This window comes from Ornithinimicrobium carbonis (assembly GCF_977012275.1).
Map to the genome: position 1 here is coordinate 177383 of NZ_OZ348993.1, position 24705 is coordinate 202087.

20 protein-coding genes and 2 tRNA genes are annotated in these 24705 nt (G+C 73.7%); 14 read left to right on the top strand and 8 right to left on the bottom strand.

Annotated elements, in window-relative coordinates; genetic code table 11:
• The first annotated feature begins 81 nt into the window (after positions 1–81).
• From valS to ACWHYA_RS00755, 6 genes are all read left to right on the top strand, one after another.
• Positions 82–2805 carry a valine--tRNA ligase gene (valS, locus tag ACWHYA_RS00730; RefSeq protein WP_425939785.1) on the top strand — a complete coding sequence of 908 codons (2724 nt, stop codon included), beginning with the start codon at positions 82–84 and terminating at the stop codon, positions 2803–2805.
• Between the two features lie 187 nt (positions 2806–2992).
• Positions 2993–3883 carry a DUF4129 domain-containing protein gene (locus ACWHYA_RS00735; protein WP_425939784.1) on the top strand — a complete coding sequence of 297 codons (891 nt, stop codon included), beginning with the start codon at positions 2993–2995 and terminating at the stop codon, positions 3881–3883.
• Positions 3880–4392: a hypothetical protein gene (locus ACWHYA_RS00740; RefSeq protein WP_425939782.1), complete on the top strand. Its 513-nt coding sequence runs from the start codon at positions 3880–3882 to the stop codon at positions 4390–4392. The genes ACWHYA_RS00735 and ACWHYA_RS00740 overlap by 4 nt, the downstream gene beginning before the upstream one ends.
• Before the next feature lie 62 nt (positions 4393–4454).
• A complete protein-coding gene (locus ACWHYA_RS00745) occupies positions 4455–5432 on the top strand; it encodes an AAA family ATPase (protein WP_425940042.1) in 978 nt (325 codons plus the stop codon).
• 5 nt (positions 5433–5437) lie between these two features.
• Entirely contained in the window at positions 5438–6826 is a 1389-nt protein-coding gene (locus tag ACWHYA_RS00750) for a DUF58 domain-containing protein (RefSeq protein ID WP_425939780.1), read from the top strand.
• Between the two features lies 1 nt (position 6827).
• Positions 6828–7367: a hypothetical protein gene (locus ACWHYA_RS00755; protein ID WP_425939778.1), complete on the top strand. Its 540-nt coding sequence runs from the start codon at positions 6828–6830 to the stop codon at positions 7365–7367.
• A gap of 2 nt (positions 7368–7369) precedes the next feature.
• On the opposite strand, the gene clpX is transcribed toward ACWHYA_RS00755, so the two are convergent.
• The 3 genes from clpX to ACWHYA_RS00770 form a co-directional block, all read right to left on the bottom strand.
• On the bottom strand, positions 7370–8641 hold the full coding sequence (gene clpX, locus ACWHYA_RS00760; protein WP_425939776.1) for an ATP-dependent Clp protease ATP-binding subunit ClpX: 1272 nt from the start codon (positions 8639–8641) through the stop codon (positions 7370–7372).
• Positions 8642–8796: 155 nt separating this feature from the next.
• Positions 8797–9489 (bottom strand): ATP-dependent Clp protease proteolytic subunit, encoded by a 693-nt coding sequence (locus tag ACWHYA_RS00765; RefSeq protein WP_425939774.1) that lies wholly within the window; start codon positions 9487–9489, stop codon positions 8797–8799.
• 30 nt (positions 9490–9519) lie between these two features.
• A complete protein-coding gene (locus ACWHYA_RS00770) occupies positions 9520–10128 on the bottom strand; it encodes an ATP-dependent Clp protease proteolytic subunit (RefSeq protein ID WP_425939772.1) in 609 nt (202 codons plus the stop codon).
• 147 nt (positions 10129–10275) lie between these two features.
• Between ACWHYA_RS00770 and ACWHYA_RS00775 the strand changes: the two genes are divergently transcribed.
• Positions 10276–11226 carry a DMT family transporter gene (locus ACWHYA_RS00775; protein WP_425939770.1) on the top strand — a complete coding sequence of 317 codons (951 nt, stop codon included), beginning with the start codon at positions 10276–10278 and terminating at the stop codon, positions 11224–11226.
• A gap of 94 nt (positions 11227–11320) precedes the next feature.
• Here the strand turns inward: ACWHYA_RS00775 and tig are convergent, their stop codons facing one another.
• On the bottom strand, positions 11321–12742 hold the full coding sequence (gene tig / locus ACWHYA_RS00780) for a trigger factor (protein ID WP_425939768.1): 1422 nt from the start codon (positions 12740–12742) through the stop codon (positions 11321–11323).
• 69 nt (positions 12743–12811) lie between these two features.
• A tRNA-Pro gene (locus ACWHYA_RS00785) sits at positions 12812–12888 on the bottom strand.
• A 93-nt stretch (positions 12889–12981) separates the two neighbouring features.
• Here ACWHYA_RS00785 and ACWHYA_RS00790 point away from each other — a divergent pair.
• From ACWHYA_RS00790 to ACWHYA_RS00800, 3 genes are all read left to right on the top strand, one after another.
• Positions 12982–13052: transfer RNA gene (locus ACWHYA_RS00790), tRNA-Gly, on the top strand.
• 170 nt (positions 13053–13222) lie between these two features.
• Complete coding sequence (locus ACWHYA_RS00795; RefSeq protein ID WP_425939766.1) at positions 13223–13834, top strand: SIMPL domain-containing protein; 612 nt, start codon at positions 13223–13225, stop codon at positions 13832–13834.
• A gap of 101 nt (positions 13835–13935) precedes the next feature.
• Entirely contained in the window at positions 13936–14187 is a 252-nt protein-coding gene (locus ACWHYA_RS00800; RefSeq protein WP_425939764.1) for an antitoxin, read from the top strand.
• A gap of 176 nt (positions 14188–14363) precedes the next feature.
• Here the strand turns inward: ACWHYA_RS00800 and ACWHYA_RS00805 are convergent, their stop codons facing one another.
• Positions 14364–14831: a ribose-5-phosphate isomerase gene (locus ACWHYA_RS00805; protein WP_425939762.1), complete on the bottom strand. Its 468-nt coding sequence runs from the start codon at positions 14829–14831 to the stop codon at positions 14364–14366.
• A gap of 66 nt (positions 14832–14897) precedes the next feature.
• Complete coding sequence (locus ACWHYA_RS00810) at positions 14898–15539, bottom strand: mycothiol-dependent nitroreductase Rv2466c family protein (RefSeq protein WP_425939760.1); 642 nt, start codon at positions 15537–15539, stop codon at positions 14898–14900.
• Positions 15540–15658: 119 nt separating this feature from the next.
• On the opposite strand from ACWHYA_RS00810, the gene pepN reads away from it, so the two are divergent.
• A complete protein-coding gene (gene pepN / locus ACWHYA_RS00815) occupies positions 15659–18229 on the top strand; it encodes an aminopeptidase N (RefSeq protein ID WP_425939758.1) in 2571 nt (856 codons plus the stop codon).
• A 104-nt stretch (positions 18230–18333) separates the two neighbouring features.
• On the opposite strand, the gene malQ is transcribed toward pepN, so the two are convergent.
• Positions 18334–20463, bottom strand: coding sequence for a 4-alpha-glucanotransferase (malQ, locus tag ACWHYA_RS00820; protein WP_425939756.1), 2130 nt, complete (start codon positions 20461–20463; stop codon positions 18334–18336).
• Positions 20464–20785: 322 nt separating this feature from the next.
• Between malQ and ACWHYA_RS00825 the strand changes: the two genes are divergently transcribed.
• The 3 genes from ACWHYA_RS00825 to ACWHYA_RS00835 all read left to right on the top strand — a co-directional run bounded on the left by ACWHYA_RS00825 (position 20786) and on the right by ACWHYA_RS00835 (position 24647).
• Positions 20786–21679, top strand: a complete 894-nt coding sequence (locus ACWHYA_RS00825) for a mechanosensitive ion channel family protein (protein ID WP_425939754.1) — start codon at positions 20786–20788, stop codon at positions 21677–21679.
• 66 nt (positions 21680–21745) lie between these two features.
• Entirely contained in the window at positions 21746–24151 is a 2406-nt protein-coding gene (locus ACWHYA_RS00830; RefSeq protein WP_425939752.1) for a hypothetical protein, read from the top strand.
• 34 nt (positions 24152–24185) lie between these two features.
• On the top strand, positions 24186–24647 hold the full coding sequence (locus ACWHYA_RS00835) for a globin (protein WP_425939751.1): 462 nt from the start codon (positions 24186–24188) through the stop codon (positions 24645–24647).
• The last annotated feature ends 58 nt before the right edge of the window (positions 24648–24705 follow it).

A 24705-nucleotide genomic window follows, 5' to 3' on the forward strand; every position in this document is an offset into this window, starting at 1 on the left:
TCACGGAACACCGCTAGACCCCCCCGTCGTTGTCCCACCCTTGGCCTCTCGACCCCGGAGCACCACCGCACGTCTGGGACAATGGCCGCCATGACGACACCTGAGCGCACCGATCCTCCGCGCCCGGCCGAGCTGCCGGAGCGTCCGTCCGTCGACGGGCTGGAGGAGACGTGGGTCCGGGTATGGCGTGAGCGTGGGGCCAACGTGTTCGACCGCGACGCCGCGCTGGCCGCGGACCGCAGCCAGATCTTCGCGATCGACACCCCTCCCCCGACCGCCTCTGGCAGCCTGCACATCGGGCACGTCTTCGGCTACACCCAGGCCGACTGCCTGGCGCGCTACCACCGGATGACGGGCAAGCACGTCTTCTACCCGATCGGCTGGGACGACAACGGCCTGCCGACCGAGCGCCGCGTGCAGAACTACTACGGCGTCCGCGGGGACGCGACGCTGCCCCACGACCCGGACTTCACCCCGCCGCAGCAGGGCGGGGACGGGCGCAGCACGAAGGCCGCCGACCAGGTGCCGGTCGGACGGGCCAACTTCATCGAGCTCTGCGAGGAGCTCACGGTCATCGACGAGAAGGCGTTCGAGGACACCTTCCGCCGGCTGGGCCTGTCCCTCGACTGGACCGTGCAGTACCGCACCATCGACGACCGCTCCCGTGCGGTGGCCCAGCAGGCCTTCCTGCGCAACCTGGCGCGCGGGGAGGCCTACACCGCCGAAGCGCCGGGCCTGTGGGACGTGACCTTCCAGACGGCCGTGGCCCAGGCCGAGCTCGAGGCCCGCGACTACCCCGGCGCCTACCACCGGGTGGCCTTCCACCCCGCCGGCGGCCCGCAGGACGGGGGCGCACCCGTCCACATCGAGACCACCCGCCCCGAGCTCATCCCCTCCGTGGTGGCGCTGATCGCCCACCCGGAGGACGAGCGCTACCAGCACCTCTTCGGCACCTCGGTGACCTCGCCGCTCTTTGGGGTCGAGGTGCCGGTGCTGGCGCACGAGGCCGCCGAGAAGGACAAGGGCGCCGGCATCGCCATGTGCTGCACCTTCGGCGACATGACCGACGTGCAGTGGTGGCGCGAGCTGTCGCTGCCGACGCGCTCGGTCATCACCCGCTCCGGCCGGCTGCAGTCCGAGGTCCCCGCGTGGGTCGCGGGCGGCCCCGGGGAGACCCTCTACGCCGAGGGCCTGGCCGGGCGGACCACGTTCGCCGCGCGCGAGGCCGTGGTCGCCGCGCTCCGGGAGAGCGGTGACCTGGACGGGGAGCCGCAGAAGACCCAGCGCAAGGCCAACTTCTTCGAGAAGGGCGACAAGCCCCTGGAGATCGTCACCTCGCGGCAGTGGTTCATCCGCAACGGGGGCCGCGACAACGGCGACGACCTGCGGGCCCAGCTCCTCCAGCGCGGCGAGGAGCTGCGCTTCCACCCCGACTTCATGCGCAACCGCTACCGCAACTGGGTGGGCGGCCTCAACGGCGACTGGCTGATCAGCCGGCAGCGCTTCTTCGGCGTGCAGATCCCGGTCTGGTATGCCGTGGACGCGGACGGGGAGGTCGACCACGAGACCGTCATCGTCCCGTCCGAGGACCGGCTGCCGGTCGACCCGATGTCGGACGTGCCGGAGGGCTGGACGGCCGACCAGCGCGACCAGCCGGGCGGCTTCACCGGCGACCCCGACATCATGGACACCTGGGCGACCAGCTCGCTGACCCCCCAGATCGCGGCGGGCTGGCCGACCAACGGAGGTCGGGGACCCGGTTCGGACCCCGAGCTGTTCACCAAGATCTTCCCCTTCGACATGCGGCCGCAGGGGCACGACATCATCCGCACCTGGCTGTTCGCCTCGGTGGTGCGGGCGCACCACGAGCACGGCACGCTGCCCTGGACGGACGCCTCGATCAACGGCTGGATCCTGGACCCGGACCGCAAGAAGATGTCCAAGTCCAAGGGAAACGCGACGACGCCGCTCGGCATGCTCGAGCAGCACGGCACGGACGCGGTGCGCTACTGGGCCGCCGCAGCCCGGCCCGGCGTGGACACCATCGACGACCCCGGCCAGGTCAAGGTCGGCCGGCGGCTGGCGATCAAGCTGCTCAACGCCAGCCGCTTCGCCCTGTCCTTCGGCGAGCTGCCCGAGGGCGCCGACGGGACGCCGGCCGACGCCGTCGCGCTGGTCACCGAGCCGCTGGACCGCTCGATGCTCACCGGCCTCGCCGAGGTGGTCCGGCGGGCCACCGCCTCCTACGAGGACTGGGACTACTCGACCGCGCTGGACGTCACCGAGAGCTTCTTCTGGACCTTCTGCGACGACTACCTCGAGCTCGTCAAGGAGCGGGCCTACGGATCGGCGGACGAGGGTGGGCCCTCCCCCGCGACGCTGTCCGCCCGCGCGGCCCTGCGCCTGGCGCTGTCGGTGCAGCTGCGACTGCTCGCGCCGGTGCTGTGCTTCGCGACCGAGGAGGTCTGGTCCTGGTGGCACGAGGCGGGGTCCTCGGTGCACGTCCAGCCCTGGCCGACGGTCGAGGAGCTCGGCGGGGCCGCGGGCGGCGACGTCGGTCTCCTGGGGGTCGTCGGGCAGGCTCTCAGCGGTCTGCGCCGGGCCAAGTCGGAGGCCAAGGTCAAGATGCGGACCGAGATCTCGGCCGCCAGGCTCACCGCCCCGGCCGCCGACCTCGAGCGGGTCCGGGCCGCCACGGGCGACCTGCGGGCGGCCGGCAAGGTCACCGGCGAGCTGGAGCTGGCCGAGGCCGACGAGCTGGCGGTGCACGACGTGGCCCTGGTGACCGAGGACAGCACCGTCTGAGGCACGGCCCGTCCGAGGCGGCACGCGCGAAGGCACGACCCACCTGAGGCACGGCGCGCGCTGCTGAGGCAGGCACGTTCGGAAGGCACGACCCACCCACCCGTGGCACGGGCACGGTGTGTGGCACACCGGCTCCGGCCTGCGGCCGGCGGGCCGGCCCTTCGGCGGCACCGATTAGGGTGACCGGATGCGCAGGGGCAGCACGGCGACCGTGGTGGCGGTGCTGCTGACCGTGGTCGGCCTCGGGCTCCTGCTGTGGGGCTCGGGCCAGGGTTCACCGCTCGTCGCCGAGCCGCAGGGCACCTGGGGACCGCCCCCGATCAGGCTGCCCGAGCTGCCCGAGCCGGTGCCCGTCGAGCAGACAGGTGAGGAGGAGGGGAGCCAGACTCCTCCTCCGGAGGGCGCCGAGCGCGTGATCGACCTGGCCCTGCTGCTCTACGCCGCCGTCATCCTGACGGGCGTGCTCCTGATCCTGCGCGCCCTGCTGCGCCGCGGCCGGCGCGAGCGCGACCCCGTCGAGGAGCCGGACGAGGAACTGCTGGCCCTGCTGGACGCCAGCGGGGAGGAGGTCCGCTACCGCGCCCTCACGGAGGGCGACCCGCGCAACGCCGTCGTGGCGTGCTGGGTCGCCCTGGAGGACGCGGTCGACCGGTCCGGCCTCGCCACCGACCCCTCCGAGACCGCCGCCGAGCTGACCGCGCGGGTGCTCGGCCGGTGGCAGGTCGACCCCTCGGCGATCACGGACCTGTCCGAGGCCTACCGGGAGGCCCGCTTCTCCCGCCACCCGGTCACCGAGGAGCAGCGGCGGTCCGCCGTCGAGGCGCTCCGCCGCATCCACGAGGACCTCCACCGCCGGGTGCGCGCCGAGCAGGAGGCGGCCGAGGCGGCGCGGGACGCCGCCGCGGGCGAGGCCGCCGCGCGTGAGGCCCCCGCCGCGGGCGAGACCGCCGCAGCTGGCGAGGACGAGGGCGAGGCCGACGGTGTCACGTCCGACGCCGACGACGCCGAGGCCGACGGTGCCAAGGCCCGGGGGGACGGCCCGCGCGGGGCCTCCGGCACGACGGGGACCGACCGGTGAGGGACCGGACCCGGCTGCGCCGCACGCTCCTCGGGGCCCTCGCCGCCACCCTCGTCGTGGGAAGCCTGCTCTACCTCGTCGGCGCGCTGCCGCACAGCCTTCCGGAGGTGCTCGCTGTCGTGCTGCTCGCCGGCACCGTGCTCGGGCTCCTGCTGGCCGCGCTCCGGCGCACGGGGGACGGCGTGGAGCCCGCGTGGTGGGCCTCCACCCCGCGCGAGGAGGCCATCGCCCCGGCGGCGATGGACTACCGGCTCGTGCGGCTGCGGCGCGACCTGCGCGACGCGCTGGAGCGGGACGACCGCCCCGACACCGTCCACGCGGTGCTGCACGACCTGGCCGCCGAGCGCCTCCGGGCGCTGCACGGCGTCGACCTCGCCGCGCAGCCGGACGAGGCCCGGGCGCTGACGGGCCCCGAGCTGTGGCACTACCTCACCCACCCTCCGACCGGGACCCGCCGCAGCAGCCGGGGTGCCGTCCAGACCGCCATCGAAGGGATCGAGAAGCTGTGACCGACCACCAGCCGACCGCCGCCGCACCGGACCTGCCTCCACGGTCCACCGCCTCCCCTCCCCTGGACGTCCCCACCGTGTCGCGCCGGGCCCAGGAGGTGCTCGACCGCGTCGGCCAGGCCGTCGTCGGCAAGCGGGAGGCGCTCACGCTGGTGCTCACCGCCGTGCTCGCCCGCGGCCACGTCCTCCTCGAGGACTACCCGGGGCTGGGCAAGACCCTCGCGGCCCGCTCGTTCGCCCAGACGCTCGGGCTGGACTTCACCCGCGCCCAGTTCACCCCCGACCTGCTGCCGTCGGACCTGACCGGCTCCTTCGTCTACGACCAGCGGGCCGCGGAGTTCGCCTTCCGACCCGGGCCGCTGTTCACCGGCCTGCTCCTGGCGGACGAGATCAACCGCACCCCGCCGAAGACGCAGTCGGCCCTGCTCGAGGCGATGCAGGAGCACCAGGTCACCGTCGAGGGGCAGACCTTCGCCCTGCCGCAGCCCTTCCACGTGCTGGCCACCGCCAACCCGGTCGAGTACGAGGGCACCTACCCCCTCCCGGAGGCCCAGCTGGACCGCTTCCTCATGCGCGTCTCCTTCGGCTACCCCAGCCCTCAGGAGGAGTGGGACGTGCTGCGTCGTCGGGTCGCCCGTCGGCAGGAGGACCAGCACCTGGCGGCGGTGACCGACGCCGACGGGCTGGCCGCGATGCAGGCCGCGATCGAGACCGTGCCGGTGGAGGACGACGTGTCGCGCTACTGCGTGGAACTGGCCGCCGCGACCCGGCGGCACCGGGCGGTGCTCGTCGGCGCCTCCCCCCGCGGGTCGCTGGCGCTGATGCTCACCGCGCGGGCGTATGCGGTGGTGCACGGGCGCGACTACGTCGCCCCCGAGGACGTCAAGGCCGTCGCCCACGCGGTGCTGGACCACCGCATCTCCATCAAGCCCGAGCTGTGGATGTCCGACACGGGCGGAGCCGCCGTCGTGGAGGCCGCCCTGGCTCAGGTGCCCGTCCCCGGGTCGCGCACCGGCGCCTCGACCGCCGACCCGGGCTGACCACCGTGGCCTCCCCCGCCCGCCGCGACCGCTGGGCGCCCACGCACGCGCTGCTGCGCTGCCTGGCGGTCGTCGTGCTCACCGCACCGGTCGCCCTGCTGTGGCGCCGCCCCGACCTGGTCGTGCTGGTCACCCCCTGCGCGGTCGTGCTGGCCTGGAGCCTGGTCGCACGGCCCCACCGTTCCCCTGCCCGGGCCCTGACGCTCTCCCACGGCCAGGTGCGGGAGGGGGAGCAGGTGCTCGCCGTGGCGGAGGTGGAACCGGTCGAGGGGGCCGAGGTGCTCTGCGCTGCGCTGGCTCCCACCCCCTACGTCCTGGGCGTGGGACCGGGCGCCTCCCACCGCGGTGGCGGGCACGGTCGCCCGGGCGCGCGGCCCCCCGGCGCCGCGGGGCGGGGAGTGAGCAGCGTGGTGGACGCGGCCGGACCCACCGTGTCCGGACGCCGCCGCCTCGTGCTGGGCCTGCGCCCCACCCGCTGGGGCCGCCGCCGGATCGGACCCGTCCAGGTCGGCGCGGTCGGCGCCTGGGGGTCCTACCGCTGGGGCCCCGTGTCGCTGGACCCCCTGGCCCTGCCCGTCCTGCCCCAGCCGGCCGCCTTCGACAGCTCGGCCCCGGCCCCGCACCCGCGCGGGCTCGTGGGCGCGCACCGCTCCACCCGCCCCGGGGAGGGCAGCGAGTTCGCCTCGCTGCGTCCCTTCCAGGTGGGCGACCGGCTGCGACGGATCCACTGGCCACGGTCCACCCGCACAGGGGTGCTGCACGTCACCGCCAGCTACGCCGACCAGGACACCCACGTCGCCGTGCTCGTCGACGCCCACCACGACCTCGGCGCCTCCGGCGGCACGGACGGGACCGCCAGCTCGCTCGACCGCTCGGTGCGCGCGGCCGCCGCGGTGGCCGAGCACTTCCTGCAGCAGGGCGACCGGGTCAGCCTGCGGGTGCTCTCGGCGCGCACCCCGCTCACCGTCCCGACCGGCACCGGGCGACGGCACGGGGTGCGGATCCTGGACACCCTCAGCAGGGTCGTGCCCGCCGCAGCCGAGGAGACCGACCCCCGTCGGGTCCACCTGGGCGTCTCCGAGGGAACGCTGGTGGTGATGATCTCCGCGCTCGTCTCCCCCGACGCGCTGACCCAGGCCGCCACCCTCGCCGCGCGCGGGCTGGCGGTCGTCGTCGTCGACGCGCTCGTGGATCCCCGGCAGGGAACGGTCGTCCCCAGCGGCGAGCGGGACCCGCTCGCCCGGACCGCCTGGCGCATCCGCATGCTGGAACGCGACCGGGAGATCCGGGCGATCCGCGCCCAGGGCGTGGCCGTCGTGCCCTGGCTGGGCCCCGGCAGCCTGGACGTCGTGCTGCGCGAGCTGGCCCACCGCGGTCGACGGGTGGGGGTCTGAGATGGCCGAGCTGCTCGCCCACTGGGCCGACCTGCGGTCGGCGCACCCCTCCCACCTGCGGGTGCGCCTGGTGGCCCTGCTCGGCGCGGCCCTCTTCGCTCTCTCCCTGGCGCTGGCAGGCGGAGGCGGCCCGGTGGCCTGGGCGGGCATCCTGGTCCTGGGGGCGCTGGTGGTCTACCAGCCGACGACCCTGATGCCGGTGGTGCTCATCGTCTTCGGCGTCGCGTCCTGGTGGGCGGGGGTGGCCGGTCCGTGGCACTGGGCCCTGCTGCCGGCGGCCTGGGGGCTGCTGCTCGTGCACGCCGCCTCCGCGCTCGCCGCCTCCGTGCCCAGCCAGGCGCCGCTACCGTCGACGGTCCTGCGGGTGTATGCCGTGCGCACGGCCGTCGTGGGCGCCGTCACCGTGCTCGTGTGGGGGCTGGCGGGACTCGTCGTGCACGGCCCGCAGGCCGAGGGGCTGGGGGTCCTGCCGGGGATCGTCGGGCTGGCCGCCGTCGCGGGCGGGCTGACGGTCTACCTGCGCCGGACGGCGCGGGGCTGACCTCAGGCGCTCTCCTTGCGCTGCTGACGCTTGCGCGTCACCTCGCGCCGCACGATCGTGGGGTTGACGTTCTCCAGGACGACCTCGCGGGTGATGACGACCTTGGCGATCTCCTCGTCGGAGGGCACGTCGAACATCACCGGCAGCAGCACCTCCTCGAGGATGGCCCGCAGGCCACGTGCACCGGTGCCGCGCAGCAGCGCCTGGTCGGCGATCGCGTCGAGCGCCTCGTCGCTGAACTCCAGCTCGACGCCGTCGATCTCGAACATCTTCTGGTACTGCTTGACCAGCGCGTTCCGCGGCTCGGTGAGGATGTTGACCAGGGCGTCGCGGTCCAGCGGGGAGACCGTGGTGATGACGGGGAGACGGCCGATGAACTCGGGGATCAGCCCGAACTTCATCAGGTCCTCCGGCAGCACGTCCCCGAAGTGCTCCCCCACGTCCTTGGCGGACTTCAGCTCGGCGCCGAAACCCAGCCCCTGCTTGCCGGTGCGGGCCTCGATGAGCTTCTCCATCCCGGCGAAGGCCCCGCCCACGATGAAGAGCACGTTGCCGGTGTCGATCTGGATGAACTCCTGGTGGGGGTGCTTGCGCCCGCCCTGCGGGGGCACCGAGGCCACCGTGCCCTCGAGGATCTTCAGCAGCGCCTGCTGCACGCCCTCGCCGGAGACGTCGCGGGTGATCGAGGGGTTCTCGCTCTTGCGGGCGATCTTGTCGATCTCGTCGATGTAGATGATCCCGGTCTCGGCCTTCTTGACGTCGAAGTCCGCGGCCTGGATGAGCTTGAGCAGGATGTTCTCGACGTCCTCACCGACGTAGCCCGCCTCGGTGAGCGCGGTCGCGTCGGCGATGGCGAACGGCACGTTGAGCATCTTGGCCAGGGTCTGGGCCAGGTAGGTCTTGCCGCAGCCCGTCGGGCCGATCAGCAGGATGTTGGACTTGGCGATCTCCACCGAGTCGTCGCCGCGGGCCCCCTCGCCGGCCTGGATCCGCTTGTAGTGGTTGTAGACCGCCACGGCCAGGGCCCGCTTGGCGGGGTCCTGCCCCACGACGTACTCCTCGAGGAAGTCGAAGATCTCGCGCGGCTTGGGCAGCTGGCCCAGCCCCAGGTCGCTGGACTCGGCCAGCTCCTCCTCGATGATCTCGTTGCACAGGTCGATGCACTCGTCGCAGATGTAGACACCAGGGCCCGCGATCAGCTTCTTGACCTGCTTCTGACTCTTTCCGCAGAAAGAGCACTTCAGCAGGTCGCTGCTCTCGCCCATGCGTGCCATGTCCCCGACGCTACCTTGCCGGACCCGTGTCGCACAGCCTCATTCTGCTGACGGCATACGCGTGTTGCCGACTGTCCGCTGTCAGCGCAACGGTCCGCGCACGACGGAGCCCGTCACCCCCGCAGGGGTGACGGGCTCCATACCCGGGGGTGGTCTCAGTCCTCCAGCGACGCCTTGCGCGAGCGCAGGACCTCGTCGACGAGGCCGTACTCCTTGGCCTCGGCGGCCGTGAGGATCTTGTCCCGCTCGATGTCCTTCTGGACCTGCTCCACGGACTTGCCGGAGTGCTTGGCCCAGGTCTCCTCCAGCCAGGTGCGCATCCGCAGCACCTCGTTGGCCTGGATCTCGATGTCGGAGGCCTGTCCGTAGTCCCCGCCGGCCAGCGCCGGCTGGTGGATCAGCACGCGGGCGTTGGGCAGGGCGTAACGCTTGCCCTTGGCACCCGCGGCCAGCAGCACGGCCGCGGCGGAGGCCGCCTGGCCGACGACGAACGTCTGCACGTCCGGCTTGATGTACTGCATCGTGTCGTAGATCGCCGTGAGCGCGGTGAACGAGCCGCCGGGGCTGTTGATGTACATGAGGATGTCCCGGTCGGGGTCCTGGGACTCCAGCACGATCAGCTGGGCGATGATGTCGTCGGCCGAGGCGTCGTCCACCTGCACCCCGAGGAAGATGATCCGGTCCTCGAAGAGCTTGGTGTAGGGGTCCTGCCGCTTGGTGCCGTAGGAGGTGCGCTCCTCGAACTGGGGCAGGATGTAGCGGCTGCCGGGAGCCAGGGGCGCGCGGCCGCCGGGCTGCGCGGCACCGGTCCAGGCGCCGCCGGCGTAGGGGCTGTGGGGCTGGGTCATGTCAGCTCTTTCCTTGTGCTCGTCGACCGGTCAGGACTGCGGCTTGTCGCTCGGCGCGTCCTCGGACCGCTCGTAGACGTGGTCCACGAAGCCGTACTCCTTGGCCTCGGCGGCGGTGAACCAGCGGTCGCGGTCGGAGTCCCGCTCGATCTGGTCGACGTCCTGCCCGGTGTGCTCGGCGATCAGTTCGGCCATCTGCTTCTTGATGTGCAGCATCTGCTCGGCCTGGATCTTGATGTCGGAGGCGGTGCCGCCGATCCCGCCGGAGGGCTGGTGCATCATGACGCGGGCGTGCGGGGTGGCGTAGCGCTTGCCCCGCGTGCCGGCCGAGAGGAGGAACTGGCCCATCGAGGCGGCCAGGCCCATCGCCACGGTCGCCACGTCGTTGGGGATCCACTTCATCGTGTCGTAGATCGCCATCCCGGCGGTGACCGAGCCGCCCGGGGAGTTGATGTAGAGCCAGATGTCGGTCTCGGGGTCCTCGGCCGAGAGCAGCAGCAGCTGGGCGCAGATCGCGTTGGCGTTGTCGTCGCGCACGTCGGAGCCGAGGAAGATGATCCGCTCCTTGAGGAGGCGGTTGTAGATCTGGTCGTCCAGGCCGGGAGCCGGGCGCTCGGCCATGCTGGTCTCCTGGGTCATGTGTTCCCTCGCTTCGTCGGGGTATGCCGTCGGGCGGCCGTCCTCTTGTCAGTGACCCTAACGCCCGGCGTCGCCCAGGCACTCCCGCGGGTCCGCCGTGTTCGCCCTGAGCGCACAAGGCCCCGCCGGGCGTGGCAGGGTGGCTCCGTGAGCGCACCCCCGGCCCGTGGCGACCGCACCTGGCTCGTCGCCGTGGCCGCCTCGCTGTGGGGTCTGTCGGCCCTGTGGCGAGGGCCCCTGGCGAGGGAGCACCCCGCCCTGACCGTGGTGCTGTGGGAGCACCTGCTGCTCACGCTCGTGCTCCTCCCGTGGCTGGTGCCCGCGGTCCGCCGGCTGCTCGCGGCGAGCCTGCGCACCCGGGTCGCGGTCGGGGTGGTGGGGGTCGGCAGCTCGGCCCTGGCCACCGTGATGTTCACCGCGGCGTTCGCGGTCGGCGACCCGATCACCCCGCAGGTGCTGCAGAAGCTGCAGCCGCTGGTCGCGGTCGGTCTGGCCGCGCTGCTGCTCGGCGAGCGGCTGCGCCGGGGGTACCTGTTCTTCCTCGTGCCCGCCCTCGCAGGGGCATGGCTGCTGTCCTTCCCCGACCCGCTGTCCGTGCGCCCGGACTCGGCCCGGGCGGCCCTGCTGGCGACGGGGGCCGCCTGCCTGTGGGCGGCCGGGACCGTCCTGGGCCGGGCGGCGAGCCGTGAGCTGCGCTTCCTGGACCTGACCACGCTGCGGTTCTCGATCGGCCTGCTCACCCTGCTCGTCGTCGCGGGGGCGACCGGCACGCCGCTGGCGGTGGGGCGGGAGGCGCTCCCCGACCTCCTGCTCCTGGCCCTGGTCCCCGGCCTGGCGGCGATGGTCCTCTACTACCAGGCGCTGGGCCGCACCCCCGCCTCGCGGGCGACCCTGGCCGAGCTGGCCTTTCCCCTGACGGCTGCGCTCGTCGGCGTGGTCGTCTTCGGAACCCGTCCCGAGCCGTCCCAGTGGTTCGGCATCGTGCTGGTGCTGGGCAGCGTGGTGGCCCTCTCCTGGCACGAGCGTCGCGGCCGGCGGCCGGCGGTCACCGTGGCGGAGGACGCCTCCCTCGCACCCGGTTCGAGCCGGTCTCGCTAGTCGCGCTGGTCGCGCCGGTCGCGCCGGTCGAGGCCCGGGTGCGACGAGGGCCCCCGACCGTCCGGTCGGGGGCCCTCGTCGCGGGTCCAGCAGGTCAGGCCTTCGCAGCCTCGTCGGCGTCGCCCTCGGGCGTCTCGTCGGCGTCGCCCTCGGGCTCCACGTCGGACTCCTCCGCCTGCTCCTCGGCGTCCTCCAGGTCCTCGAGGTCGTCCAGGTCGTCGACGTCCTCGTCCTCGTCCTCGTCGTCCCCGGAGGGGTCGATCGCGTCCAGGTCGACGACGTTGCCCTCGGTGTCGGTGACCGTCGCTGCCTCGAGCACGGAGGCGAGCGCCTTGCGGCGGCCGACCTCGGCCACCATCGCGGGCACCTGGCCCTGCTGGTCGATCTGCTGGGCGAACTGCTGGGGGTTCATGCCGTACTGCTGGGCGGTCATCATGATGTACTCGATGAGCTCGCCCTGGTCCACGTCGACCTCGTCGCGCTCGACCATCTTGTCGAGCAGGAACTGGGTGCGCATGGCCTTGGTCGTGGACTCGGTGACCTCGGCGCGGTGGGTGTCGTCGTCCAGGCGGTTCTCGCCCTCGAGGTGACGGTGCACCTCGGCCTCGACCAGCGAGTCCGGCACGGCGATGTCGACCATGGACAGCATCTGGTCCAGGACCTTGTCGCGGGCCGCGACGCCCTGCTCGAAGCGGGCGGCCTGCTCGGCCTGCGCGCGCAGGTCGGCCTGCAGCTCCTCCATCGTGTCGTGCGGGCTGGCCAGCTGGGCGAACTCGTCGTCCAGCTCCGGGAGCTCGCGCTCCTTGGCCGCGGTCACGGTCACGGCCACGTCGGCCACCTCACCCGCACGGTCGCCACCGGCGAGCGGCGAGGTGAACTCGACGGTGTCACCGGTCTTGGTGCCGCGCAGCGCCTTGTCCAGGCCCTCGAGCATGGTGCCGGTGCCGATCTCGTAGGAGACGCCCGTGACCGAGTCGACCTCCTCGCCCTCGATCGTCGCCGACAGGTCGATGGTCAGGTGGTCACCGGTCTTGGCCTTGCGCTTGATCGGCTTGAGCGTGCCGAACCGGGCGCGCAGCGCGTCCATCCGGGTCTGCACGTCCTCCTCGTCGACCGTCGCCGGGTCCACCTGGACCTCGATGCCGGAGAAGTCCGGCAGGTCGAAGGCGGGGACGACGTCGACCTCGGCCTCGAACTTCAGGTCCTGCCCGTCCTGCAGCGGCAGCTCGGTGAGGTTGACCTCCGGCTGGCCCAGCGGGGTGATGTCGTGCTCGGCCAGGGCCTGGCCGTAGAACTCCGGCAGCGCCTCGTTGACGGCCTCCTGGACCACCGTGCCGCGCCCGAAGCGCTGGTCGATGATCCGCTGGGGCACCTTGCCCTTGCGGAAGCCCGGCACCTGGACCTGGGCCCCGATGGTGGCGTACGCCGCGTCAAGGCGGGGCTTGAGGTCCGCGGCGGCGACCTCGACGGTCAGCTTCACCCGGGTCGGGGACAGGTTCTCGACAGCGCTCTTCACTGCTGGTGCTCCAGAGGGTTGGGGGTATGCGGTGCGCGGGCACCGCGGAACGGTTCACCTCATGCTAGGTGGTCGGGGTAGCCGGATTCGAACCGGCGGCCTTCCGCTCCCAAAGCGGACGCGCTACCAAGCTGCGCCATACCCCGCGGTCCCGGTGCACGGGGCACGGTGGACAGAGGGCTAGACTATCTGCTCGGCCCACCCCGTCCGTCCACGCGGACGCCGCCCGGCAGGGCCACGCGGGTGTAGCTCAATGGTAGAGCCCCAGTCTTCCAAACTGGCTACGCGGGTTCGATTCCCGTCACCCGCTCGCACGCGCCCCGTCCCGGTCCGCCGGGGCGGGGCGCCGCTGGTTCCCGGTGCGCCGGCCGCAGCGAGTCCTCGAGGTGCCGGACGTGCGCGGCGACCGCCCGCCCCACAGCGCGACGACCGGGTGCCGCACACGGGCGGAGAGCGACGCCCCGCGCGTACATTGTCCGCATGGCAGCCACCGACGACGACCGGGTCGAGGTGACCGGCACGGGGCGTGCCTCCGGCCGGCCGGACACCCTCGTGCTCGACCTGCGGCTGCAGGCCCACGGAGCCACGGTCGGCGAGGCGCTCACGTCCCTGACCCGCGCCTCTCACGCCTGCCACGACGCCCTGCCCGGGCTGCCGGTGCGCACGCACGGCCTGGGCGTGCACCCGCGCCACGAGCAGGGCCACCAGCGGGGGCACACGGCCCACCAGTCGCTCCAGGTGCGCACCGACGACCCCTCGCTGGCCGGCGACCTCGTGCAGCGCCTCGTGGACGTCGTCGGCGACGCGCTGGGCGTGGACGGGCTGCGGCACGAGCTCGCCGACACCGCGGCGCTGGCGCGCCGGGCGCGGGAGCAGGCCTTCGCCGACGCGGCGGTCCGGGCCCAGCAGTACGCCGCGCTGAGCGGCCGCACCCTCGGCGCGGTCCGCCGGGTGCGCGAGCCGGGGGGCTCCGGCCCCTCCCCGATGGCGGCCGAGCTGGCCCGCACGGCCCTGTCCGCCGGCCCGGTGGTCCAGGCGGAGGACCTGGAGGTCGTGGCCGCGGTCGAGGTGGTCTGGGAGCTGGTCGGCTGAGTGCGGCGTCCCGTTCTCGGGTCGACACCACCCCGCGGGGTGTGCTTTGGTGGAGGCCCTCGGGCCGCTGCGGCGGCCGTCCCGATCCGGAAGGACACAGCATGGGATTCATGGACAAGGCCAAGGACGCGTACAACAAGCACGACGACAAGGTGGCCGACGCCGTCGACCAGCACGGCGACAAGATCGACCAGGGCGTCGACCGCGGCACCGAGTTCGCCGACGAGCGCACGGGGGGCAAGTACGGCGAGCAGATCGACCAGGGCGGCGAGCGCCTGCGTGACGGTATCGACTCCGTCGGCGGCGGCGACGCGGCCGACGGCGAGGCCGCGTCGGAGGCGGACAAGAAGTAGGACGTCGACGACCCGCTCGTCCAGGGCGCTCCCGCCGCCAGACGGGCACGAAGGCCCCCGCACCGGTTTCGGTGCGGGGGCCTCGTCGTCGGCGAAGAGGGGCCCGTAGAGGTCGGGCGGGGCAGGCCCAGGGCCGACCACGGGTCAGGACAGGACAGGGCGCCAGGGGTCAGGGGTCAGGGCAGCGGCGGTAGCGTCCCGTCCGCCTCGTAGGCGGTCATCATGTCGATCCGCCGCTGGTGGCGCTCCTCGCCGGAGAACGCGGTCGCCAGGAACGCCCCGACGATCGCGCGGCCCTCCTCCAGCGAGTGCATCCGGGCGCCGACGGAGACGACCCGGGCGTCGTTGTGCTTCCGCGACAGCGCCGCCAGCTCCGGGGACCAGGCCAGCGCGGCCCGGATCCCCCGCACCTTGTTCGCGGCCATCTGCTCACCGTTGCCGGAGCCTCCCAGCACCACGCCCAAGGACGACGGGTCCGCGGCCACCGCCTCGGCGGCGCGCAGCACGAAGACGGGGTAGTCGTCGAGCTCGTCGTAACCGGCCGGTCCGTGGTCGACGACCTCGTGGCCCTCCTCGGTCAGCCAGGCGACGAGGTCGCGCTGCATCTCGTACGCGGCGTGGTCGCCGCCGATGTGGACTCGCACGGGAGCTCCTCGGGTCTCGGGGTGGGGAGGGGTAGGGGTGGGGGGTGGAGGTGGGCGTGCCGCGGGTCAGCCGAAGTCGGGACCCTGGGTCCGGGTGCGCTTGAGCTCGTAGAAGCCGGGGGTGCCGGCCACCAGGACGCAGCCGTCCCAGAGCCGGCCGGCGGCCTCGCCCCGGGGTGCGGGCGTGACGACCGGACCGAAGAAGGCCACCCCCTCCACGCCGACGACGGGCGTGCCGACCTCGTCGCCGACGAGGTCCATCGCCCGCTGGTGGCTGGCCCGCAGGTCCTCGTCGACGGCGTCGGTGCTCCCGACCCCGGCCAGCGCGGCGTCCAGGCCCAGCTCGGCGAGGACCTCCTCCGTCACGGCCCCGAGGTCGTCGGTGCCCCGTCCGTCGAGGTGGATGCGCTGCCCGTAGGCGTCGTACATCGCCTTGCGCAGCGCGTTGGCCTCGTCGGCGGGCAGGTCCTTGGTCGCGGCGACGACCGTCCGCACCGGGACCCAGCTCCGCTCGAGCATCGCGGCGTAGTCGGCATCCAGGTCCCGGCCCTCGTTGAGCACCGACAGGCTCATCACCGACCAGGTGACGTCGAGGTCGCGCACCTCGGCCGCCTCCGTGATCCACCGGGAGGTCATCCACGCCCACGGGCAGACCGGGTCGAAGAACATCTCGGCGCTGGTGCGGCTGGGTACGGCGTCGGTCGTCATGGCACCATCGTCTCAGTTCTCCGCGGCGCCGCGGGCACCCGCCCCCGGTGGCACGGCATACCTGCGCGTGCCCGGTGCAGCGCCGCGGAACCCGACGGACGACCCCAGGAGGTCCCTGCATGCCCGGCACCAACCTGACCCGCGACGAGGCGAGCGCCCGGTCCCTGCTCGTGTCGACCGGGTCCTACGACGTGGCGCTCGACCTCACCGCCGGCCCGGAGACCTTCCGGACCACGACGACGGTGCGCTTCGCCTGCACCGAGCCCGGCGCCCAGACCTGGATCGACCTGGTCGCGGCGTCGGTGGAGACGGCGGTGCTCAACGGCCGCACGCTGGACCCGGCGACCCACTGGGCCGACGGCCGGCTGACGCTGCCCGACCTGCAGGCCGAGAACGAGCTGACCGTCGACGCGACGGGCCGCTACATGAACACCGGGGAGGGCCTGCACCGCTTCGTCGACCCCGTCGACGGGGAGGTCTACCTCTACACCCAGTTCGAGGTGCCGGACAGCCGCCGGATGTATGCCGTGTTCGAGCAGCCCGACCTCAAGGCCGCCTTCCGCTTCACCGTGACCGCGCCGGCGCACTGGCAGGTCGTCTCCAACGAGCCGACCCCCGAGCCCGGCCCCGCCCCGGACGCCGCGAACGTCGACGGCGTCGAGGTCGCCCGCTGGGAGTTCCCCCCGACCCCGCGCATCTCCTCCTACATCACCGCGCTCGTCGCCGGTCCCTACGACGTCGTGCGCGACTCGGTCAGCACCCGCGCCGGGGAGGTCCCCCTGGGGGTGTTCTGCCGGCGCAGCCTGACGCCCCACCTGGACGCCGACAACATCCTGGACGTCACCAAGAGGGGATTCGCCTTCTTCGAGGAGGAGTTCGACCAGCCCTACCCGTTCAGCAAGTACGACCAGATCTTCACGCCGGAGTACAACATGGGCGCGATGGAGAACGCCGGGTGCGTGACCATCGTCGAGCAGTACGTCTTCCGGTCCCGGGTCACCGAGGCCATCGTCGAGCGCCGGGCGCTGACGATCCTGCACGAGCTGGCCCACATGTGGTTCGGCGACCTGGTGACGATGAGGTGGTGGGACGACCTGTGGCTGAACGAGAGCTTCGCCGAGTGGGCCTCCACCACCTGCCAGGCCGAGGCGACGGAGTGGACGGACGCGTGGACCACCTTCGGCACCGCGGAGAAGGCCTGGGCGTACAAGCAGGACCAGCTCTCCTCCACCCACCCGGTGGCCGCCGACATGGTCGACCTGGCCGCGGTCGAGGTGAACTTCGACGGCATCACCTACGCCAAGGGCGCCTCGGTGCTCAAGCAGCTCGTCGCCTACGTCGGGCGCGAGCCCTTCCGGGACGGCCTGCGCGCCTACTTCGCCCGGCACGCGTGGGGCAACACCACGCTGGCCGACCTGCTGGCCGAGCTGGAGGCCACCAGCGGCCGTGACCTGAAGGAGTGGAGCCGGCTGTGGCTGGAGACGGCCGGGGTGAACACGCTGACGCCCCACGTCGAGGTCGACGAGGACGGGACGATGACCTCGGTGGTCATCGAGCAGACCTCCCCCGAGGAGCACCCGACGCTGCGCCCCCACCGCCTGGCGGTCGGCTGCTACGAGCTCGTGGAGGGTGAGCTCGTGCGCACCGCCCGGGTCGAGCTGGACGTCGACGGGGAGCGCACGGCCGTGGAGGAGCTCGTCGGACGACCCCGCCCGGCGCTGCTGCTCGTCAACGACGACGACCTGGCCTACGCCAAGATCCGGCTCGACGCGGTCTCGCTGAGGACGGCGCTGGAGCACGTCCGGGACTTCGCGCAGTCGCTCCCCCGTGCCCTCGTGCCGGGCGCCGCGTGGGACATGACCCGCGACGGCGAGATGCCGGCGACCGACTACGTGCGCCTGGTCCTGCGGGCCCTGCCCGGGGAGACCGGCTCGACCCTGCTGCGGGTGCTGGTGCAGCAGGTCACCACGGCCGCCAAGACCTACACGGCCGAGCCCCACCGCCAGGACGTGCTCGACGAGCTCACCGCCGGCCTGCGCGAGGTCTCCGGCTCCGCCGAGCCCGGCAGCGACGCCCAGCTGCAGCTCGTGACCGCCTGGGCTGCCCTGGCCCGCTCCGAGGAGGACGTCGCCCGGGTCGACGCCCTGCTGTCGGGCGAGCAGGAGCTGACCGGCCTGGTCCTGGACCAGGACATGCGGTGGACGCTGCTCACCTCCCTGGCGGCCGCCGGGGCCGCCGGCGAGGACCGGATCGCCGCCGAGCAGGAGCGCGACAACACCGCGACCGGACGGGAGAAGGCGGCCCGGGCCCGCGCGGCCGTACCGACCGCCGAGGCCAAGGAGGCCGCCTGGGTGGCCGCCGTCGAGCAGGACGGCCTGTCCAACTCGGTGCTGGCCTCGACCGCGCTGGGCTGGGGCTGGGTGCACGACGCGTCCCTGCTCGAGCCGTACGTGGACCGGTACCACCAGGTCGTGGAGACGGTGTGGTCCGGGCGCACCCACCACATCGCCGAGTCGCTGGCGACCGGGTTCTACCCCCTGGCCGTGGCGACCCCGGCGCTGCGGGACGCGACCGAGGAGTGGCTGCGCGACCACCCCGACGTGTCGAACGCCCTGCGGCGCACGGTCGCCGAGAACCGGGACGCGGTGGCGCGGGCCCTGCGGGCGCAGGCGGTCGACGCGGCCCGCTGAGGCCGTAACGCCGGAGGGCCTGCGGGGATCGTCCCCGCGGGCCCTCCGTCGTCGGTGCGGTCGGGACGACCCTCGTCCCAGTGCCGCTGGTCGACCGTGCGGGCTCAGTGCCGCTGGTCGACCGTGCGGGCCAGCCGACGCGCCGAGCGCCAGGTGAACAGCTCCTCCAGCCTGACCGCGTGGCCCTCCGGCCCGGCGAGCGGGACCCGCCAGTTGGGGTACTCCTCGTCGGTGCCGGGCTGGTTGATGACGCGCTTGTCCCCCGCGAGGTCGCTGACGCTCACCCCGACCAGCTTGGCCGGAGTGCGCGTCAGGAAGGCGTGGAGCGCCTCGACCTGCTCGGGCACGCCTGCACCCTCGCGCAGCAGCCCGCGCCGCCGCAGGTCCGCGAGCACCTCGTCCCGGGAGGTGGCGTCGGCGGCCTGCTCCTCCTCCAGGGACCGGTCCAGCAGGCCCAGCCGGTGCCGCAGCTCGACGTGCACCCCCTCCAGGTACCCGGCGGTCGGGGGCAGGTCGTGCGTGGTGACCGTGGCCAGGCACAGCTCCCGCCACTCCTCGGGGTCGAGCAGGCCGCCGTCGCCCTCCCAGTCCCGCTCGAACCACAGGATGGAGGTGCCCATGACGCCACGCTCGCGCAGGTAGTCGCGCACCCAGGGCTGGACCGTGCCCAGGTCCTCGCCGATGACGACGGCGCCGGCGCGGTGGGCCTCGAGCAGCAGGATCCCGATCGTGGCCTCGTGGTCGTAGCTCACGTACGTGCCCTCGAACGGCTTGCGCCCCTGCGGGATCCACCACAGCCGGAACAGCCCGATGACGTGGTCGACCCGCAGCCCGCCGCTGTCCCGCAGCGCCGCGCGCACCATGTCGCGGTAGGGGGCGTAGCCCAGCTCGGCGAGCTTGTCGGGACGCCACGGCGGCTGGCTCCAGTCCTGGCCGATCTGGTTGTACTGGTCGGCGGGGGCCCCGACGGTGACGCCCCGCGCCAGGGCGTCACCCAGCCCCCAGGCGTCCGCCCCGTCGGGGTGGACGCCCACGGCGAGGTCGGAGACCAGCCCGAGGGACATCCCGGTGTCGACGAGGTCGCGCTGCACCCGGGCGAGCTGGTCGTCGAGGATCCACTGCAGCCAGCAGTGGAACTCCACCTCCTCGGCGTTCTTCTCGCGGAAGGCCTCCACCGCGGCGCCGCGGGGATCCTGCAGCTCCTCGGGCCAGCTGCGCCACCAGGTGCCGTGCACCTGGGACAGGGCGCACCAGGTGGCGTAGTCGACCAGCCCCTGGCCCTCGCGCTCGACGAAGGCGTTGAAGGCCCGGGCCCGGCGCAGGGACCGGCGCTGCTTGAAGATCATCCGCAGGGCGGCCTCCTTGGCCATCCACACCGCGTCGCGCTCGATGAGGTCCAGGTCGAGGTAGCGACGGGCGTCGTCGGCGTGCCACTCCACGAGCTGGCGTTCGGCGGCGGAGAGGTAGGCGACCTCGGGGACGTCCTCGACCCGGATGTAGAGAGGGTTGACGAAGCGGCGGCTCGTCGGCAGGTAGGGCGAGGGCTCGATCGGCGGGACCGGCTCGGCCGCGTGGAGGGGGTTGACCAGGACGAAGTCCGCACCGAGTCCGGCGGCCCACGCACCGGCGTCACCGAGGTCGGCGAGGTCGCCGATCCCCCAGGACTCGTCCGAGCGCATGGCGTAGAGCTGGGTCATCAGGCCCCAGGTCTGCGAGCCCTCCTCCGCCAGCGACTCCGGCAGCTCCAGCCGGGCAGGGGTGACGACGAGGGGCATCCGGCGCACGCTGCGGCCCGCGGCGACCTCCACCGTGTGCCAGCCCAGCGGCAGGTCCTCCCCCAGGTCGAGGGCGGCACGGACGACGGTCGTGCCGTCGAGCTCGCGGGTCGCCGGGTCGGTCTCCTCCAGGACGCCGACCTCGTGGACCCCGCCGTCCTCCAGGACGATCCGCGCCTCGAAGCGGATCCCCCGGGCCACGTGCACCGGGACGTGGGGCCGGCGGCCCCGGACGGCGACGACCACCGGGGGCAGCACTCGGGTCCAGGGGCGGCGCTCGACCTCGGCGAGGGCCGCCTCGACGTCGGCGTCGCCGTCGACGTGGACGCCCAGCGCCCCGAGGGCGGCGGTGACGGTCTCGACGGACACCTGCACGTGCCGTCCCTGCCAGTCCCAGAACTCGGTCGCCACGCCGTAGGCCTCGGCGAGCGCGGACAGACGGGGGGACAGCTCGGTCACGAGGACGACCTTTCGACGAACGCGGCGTGATGCGCACGCCTCGGGGCGCCCGGGTCCCCGGGCGCGGCGTGCGGGACACAGTTTGTCAGGCCGGGGGGCGTGCACCGAAACGGTCGGCGGGCGCACCCCCGGTGCGGGCGGGGAAACGCCGCTGCCGGCGGGGAGAACGCCCACTGCCGGCGGGGAGAACGCCCGCTGCCGGCGGGGAGAACGCCGGCACCGGCGGGCCGAACCTCTTTAATGGGGGCATGCGGACGACTGCGGCCACACGGACCACCCCGGGCGGGCGACCCCCGGTCCCGGCGCCGACGGCGGGCGACCGGTGACCTGGCCCGGGTGGGCCGAGGTCGGCACCTGGCTGCTGGGGGCGCCGTTGCGGATCGTCGGCGTGCTCGTGGCCGCGGTCGTGCTGCGCTGGATCGTGCACCGGGCCATCCGCTCCCTGGTCGACTCCGCCGTCGCGCGGGCGGACGACCACGAGCGCAGCAGCATCGAGCGTCTGGTCGGCGGCCCGGCCCCGGCCGACCGCGGCGAACGCCGTCGTCAGCGCGCCCTGACGATGGGGTCCCTGCTGCGCAGCGCCTCGACGTTCGTCATCGCCACGATCGCCGTGCTCACGGTCATGGCCGACCTGGGCCTCCCGCTCGCCCCCCTGCTGACCTCGGCCGGCATCGGCGGCGTCGCCCTGGGCTTCGGCGCCCAGTCGCTCGTCAAGGACTTCCTCTCGGGCGTCTTCATGATCATCGAGGACCAGTACGGCGTCGGCGACGTCGTGGACACAGGGGAGGCGGTGGGCACCGTGGAGGAGGTCACCCTGCGGGTGACCCGGCTGCGCGACGCCAGCGGGGTCGTCTGGTTCATCCGCAACGGGGAGATCGTGCGGATCGGCAACAAGAGCCAGGGCTGGGCCGTGGCCACGATCGACGTCCCGGTCGCCTACGACGAGGACCCGCACCGGGTCACCGAGCTGCTGCGCCGGGTCGTGGAGGAGACCGCCGCCGACCCGGCGTGGATCGACCGGCTGCTGGAGACCCCGGCGGTCGCCGGGGTGGAGTCGGTCTCCGGGGGGACGATGACCCTGCGGATCTTCGCCAAGACACGTCCCGGCGAACAGTTCGCCATCCCCCGGGAGATCCTCGAGCGGGCCAAGCGCGCCTTCGACGAGGCCGGGGTGCGCGGTCCGACCATCTCCCCGTGGGGCGGCCCGCAGGCCTGACCCGACGGCGCGCGTCGTCCGGGTGCGGCCCCTGTACGGGCTCTCCCCCGGGTGGGACGATGAGGAATGGCCGGGAACGCCCGGACGGCGGTGCTCGAGGAGGCTGTCCGCCGCCACGCCCCGTCCCTGCGTCGCAGGGCGGTGATGCTCACCGGGGACCCTGCGGCCGCCGACCAGCTGGTGGTCCAGGCCTTCCGACGTCTGTCGCCCCGGGTGCGCGGGCCCGTGCGGACGCCGGGCCTGCTCGGTCCGCCCGAGGCGCTGACGACCGAGCTGGTCCGGGTCTACCTGCGCCGGTCCCCGCGACAGGGTGACCGCGTCGATGCCCTCGGGACCACGACCGACGCCGGTGACGCCCTGACGTCCGCGTCACCGCGGCAGCGCGCGGCCGCGGTGCTCACCCTCGTGGAGGGCTGGACGCCGCGACGCGCCGGGCGGGCGCTGCGCACCCACACGGCACGTGTGGTCCGGCTCGTACCCAGGACCGACGGGCTGGGCGCTGCGCTCCGGTCGGTCGCGGACCAGCACGAACGCCCCGCGGACGAGGTGGTCGCCGCGGTCGTCGCCTCGTTGGCCCACGGGGACACCGGCATCCGGGAACCGACCCGGACCGCCAGCACCACCACCCGCGGCAGACCCGGAGGCAGGCGTGCCGTCGTCGTCGCGACCGTGGCCGCGGTCAGCGTCGGCGGCGCGGTGGTGTCGCTCGGCGGTCGGGACGAGGCGCCCGACGACCTCGGCGGCGGATCCGGACCTGTGGCGTCCGGCGCGTGGAGCAGCACCGACCTGACCCTGCGCGGATGGGTCCTCGACGCCGAGGGCGACCCGCCGTCCAGCCTGGAGGGTCTGCGCCTGATCGGGTCCACCCCGGTCGACTACGCACGGACCACCCGTCCCCTCTCCATCGACACCCGACCCCGGTCGGGCAGCGCCGTCTTCGCCGTCCTCTGGTGCGACCTCCCCGTGCTCGATCCCCGGCTCGCCGTGCCCGTGGCCCACCTGAGCACCTCCGGCGTCACCGCCACCGTGAGGTGCGCGGGGCGGGACGGCGACCCGGCGGTCCAGCGGCCGGTCCCCCTCCCGCCCCCGGGAGACGACACGGAGCACCTCTTCGAGCTGAGGTGGACCGGTGACCTGCCGGCACGCGGCACGGCCGTCCTCGCCACCTACACCGAGACCGCCCACCGACGCCCCCGCACGCAGGAGCCGGTCTCCGACCCGCCACCACCGATGGCCCGGGGCGCGCTCGTGCTGGACGACAGCAACGGGGTCGCCGGCTCTGCGCAGGGGCCACCGTGGTCCTCCGGGACCGGTTCGTCCCGGTCCTACCGGGTGCGCGTGGCCGCGGACACGCGCCTGGGCGCGTGGCTCGGGCAGAGCGGCGTCATCGGTCTCGCCGTGGACGGGATCGAGGTCACCGACGACGGTGACCGGTGGCACGAGCAGGACCACGAGCTGCGGGACGGGGGCTGGATGGTGCACGCGGCGGGGAGCCGGCGTGAGTTCGCCCTGCCCGACGCGGTCCGCCCCGCCGCGGGACAGGAGCGCGACGTCACGCTGCAGGTCTCGCCCCAGGGGGTCGACCCGGGCCGGTGGCAGGTCCAGGTCACCGAGGCCGAGGTGGTGCACGTCGACAGCACGCCCGTGCCCGTCGGCCCGACGGACGCCCCCGAGCACCTGGCCGGGCATCGCGTCGCGGCCGCGTGGCAGGTCCCCGCCGACGGCCTTCCCCACCAGCTCCAGGTGCCCACGCCGCTGTCACCGCGGACCGTCTTCCTCGCGGTCCTGCCGGCACCGCCCGCCGGCAGCGACCGGGCGTGGCAGGAGGTGGCCGGCGTCGTCACCACCGAGCTCGGTCCCGCTCCCCTGCCGGCCGCCACCGACGCCGCGGGTGCCACGTCCTGGGCCCAGGGCCCGACGAGCAGGCTGACGGGTCGGGTTCCGAGGACCGGACGGACGGAGTCCGCCCTGCGGGAGGTCCGGGTCTCCGTGCTGGCACCGGCGGCCTCGGACAGCACCGCCACGGTCCTCGCGTACGAGCCCGTCCCCTACGAGCAGTTCGACTTCGACTCGGCGCCGATGCTGCCCACGTCCGTCCCCGCCGACCGGTCCGGCGAGCCGGACGCGTCCGTGCGGGCGGGTGAGGTCCTGGGGCGCTGGGACCGCGCCGACCTGGAGGACGGCCGCCTGGTCCTGGAGGACGGCCGCCTGGTCCTGGAGGACCTGCCCGAGGGTGCCTCCGTCGTGCTGACGACGGCCGGCCGCGGGCGGGTGCGCGTCCTCGACGGCGGACACCCCGTCTGGTGGCTGCCGGACGGGTGGTGGAGCTCCTGGACGAGCAGGGCGGTCGTGACCGAGCTGCTGCTGTCGGACCCGCACGACCTGGCGCGCACCGACGTGGTCACGCTGGCCGTCCAGGGCTACGTGGAGCGCTTCGAGGTGGAGCTGCGCTCCCCCGCGAGGGCGGGATGACGGGACCCCCGGGCCCGCCTGAGACACTGGGCGGGTGAGCCAGCAGCACCAGACCGCCCCCGCCGACCGTCTCGTTCCCCAGGAGACCTTCTACGACCGGGTCGGTGGCCACGACACCTTCCGTCGTCTCGTCGCCGAGTTCTACCGTGGCGTCGCGCACGACCCGCCGCTGCGGGACCTCTACCCCGAGGAGGACCTGGGCCCGGCCGAGGACCGGCTGCGGATGTTCCTCGAGCAGTACTGGGGCGGGCCGACCACCTACTCCGAGCGCCGGGGACACCCCCGCCTGCGGATGCGGCACGTGCACTTCGCCGTCACGCCGGCCCAGCGGGACCGCTGGCTGCGCCACATGAACGCCGCGATCGACACGATCACCGACCGCCTCTCCCCCCTCGACGAGCAGCAGATGCGCGGCTACATGGCCCACGCCGCGCAGGCGATGGTGAACTCCCTCCAGGAGGAGGAGCCCGGCACCCCCGGGAGCGCGCAGGAGTAGGAGCGCCCTGCTCCAGCACCTACGCTGGTGGCCCGTGACCGCCGACCTGCCCTCCTCC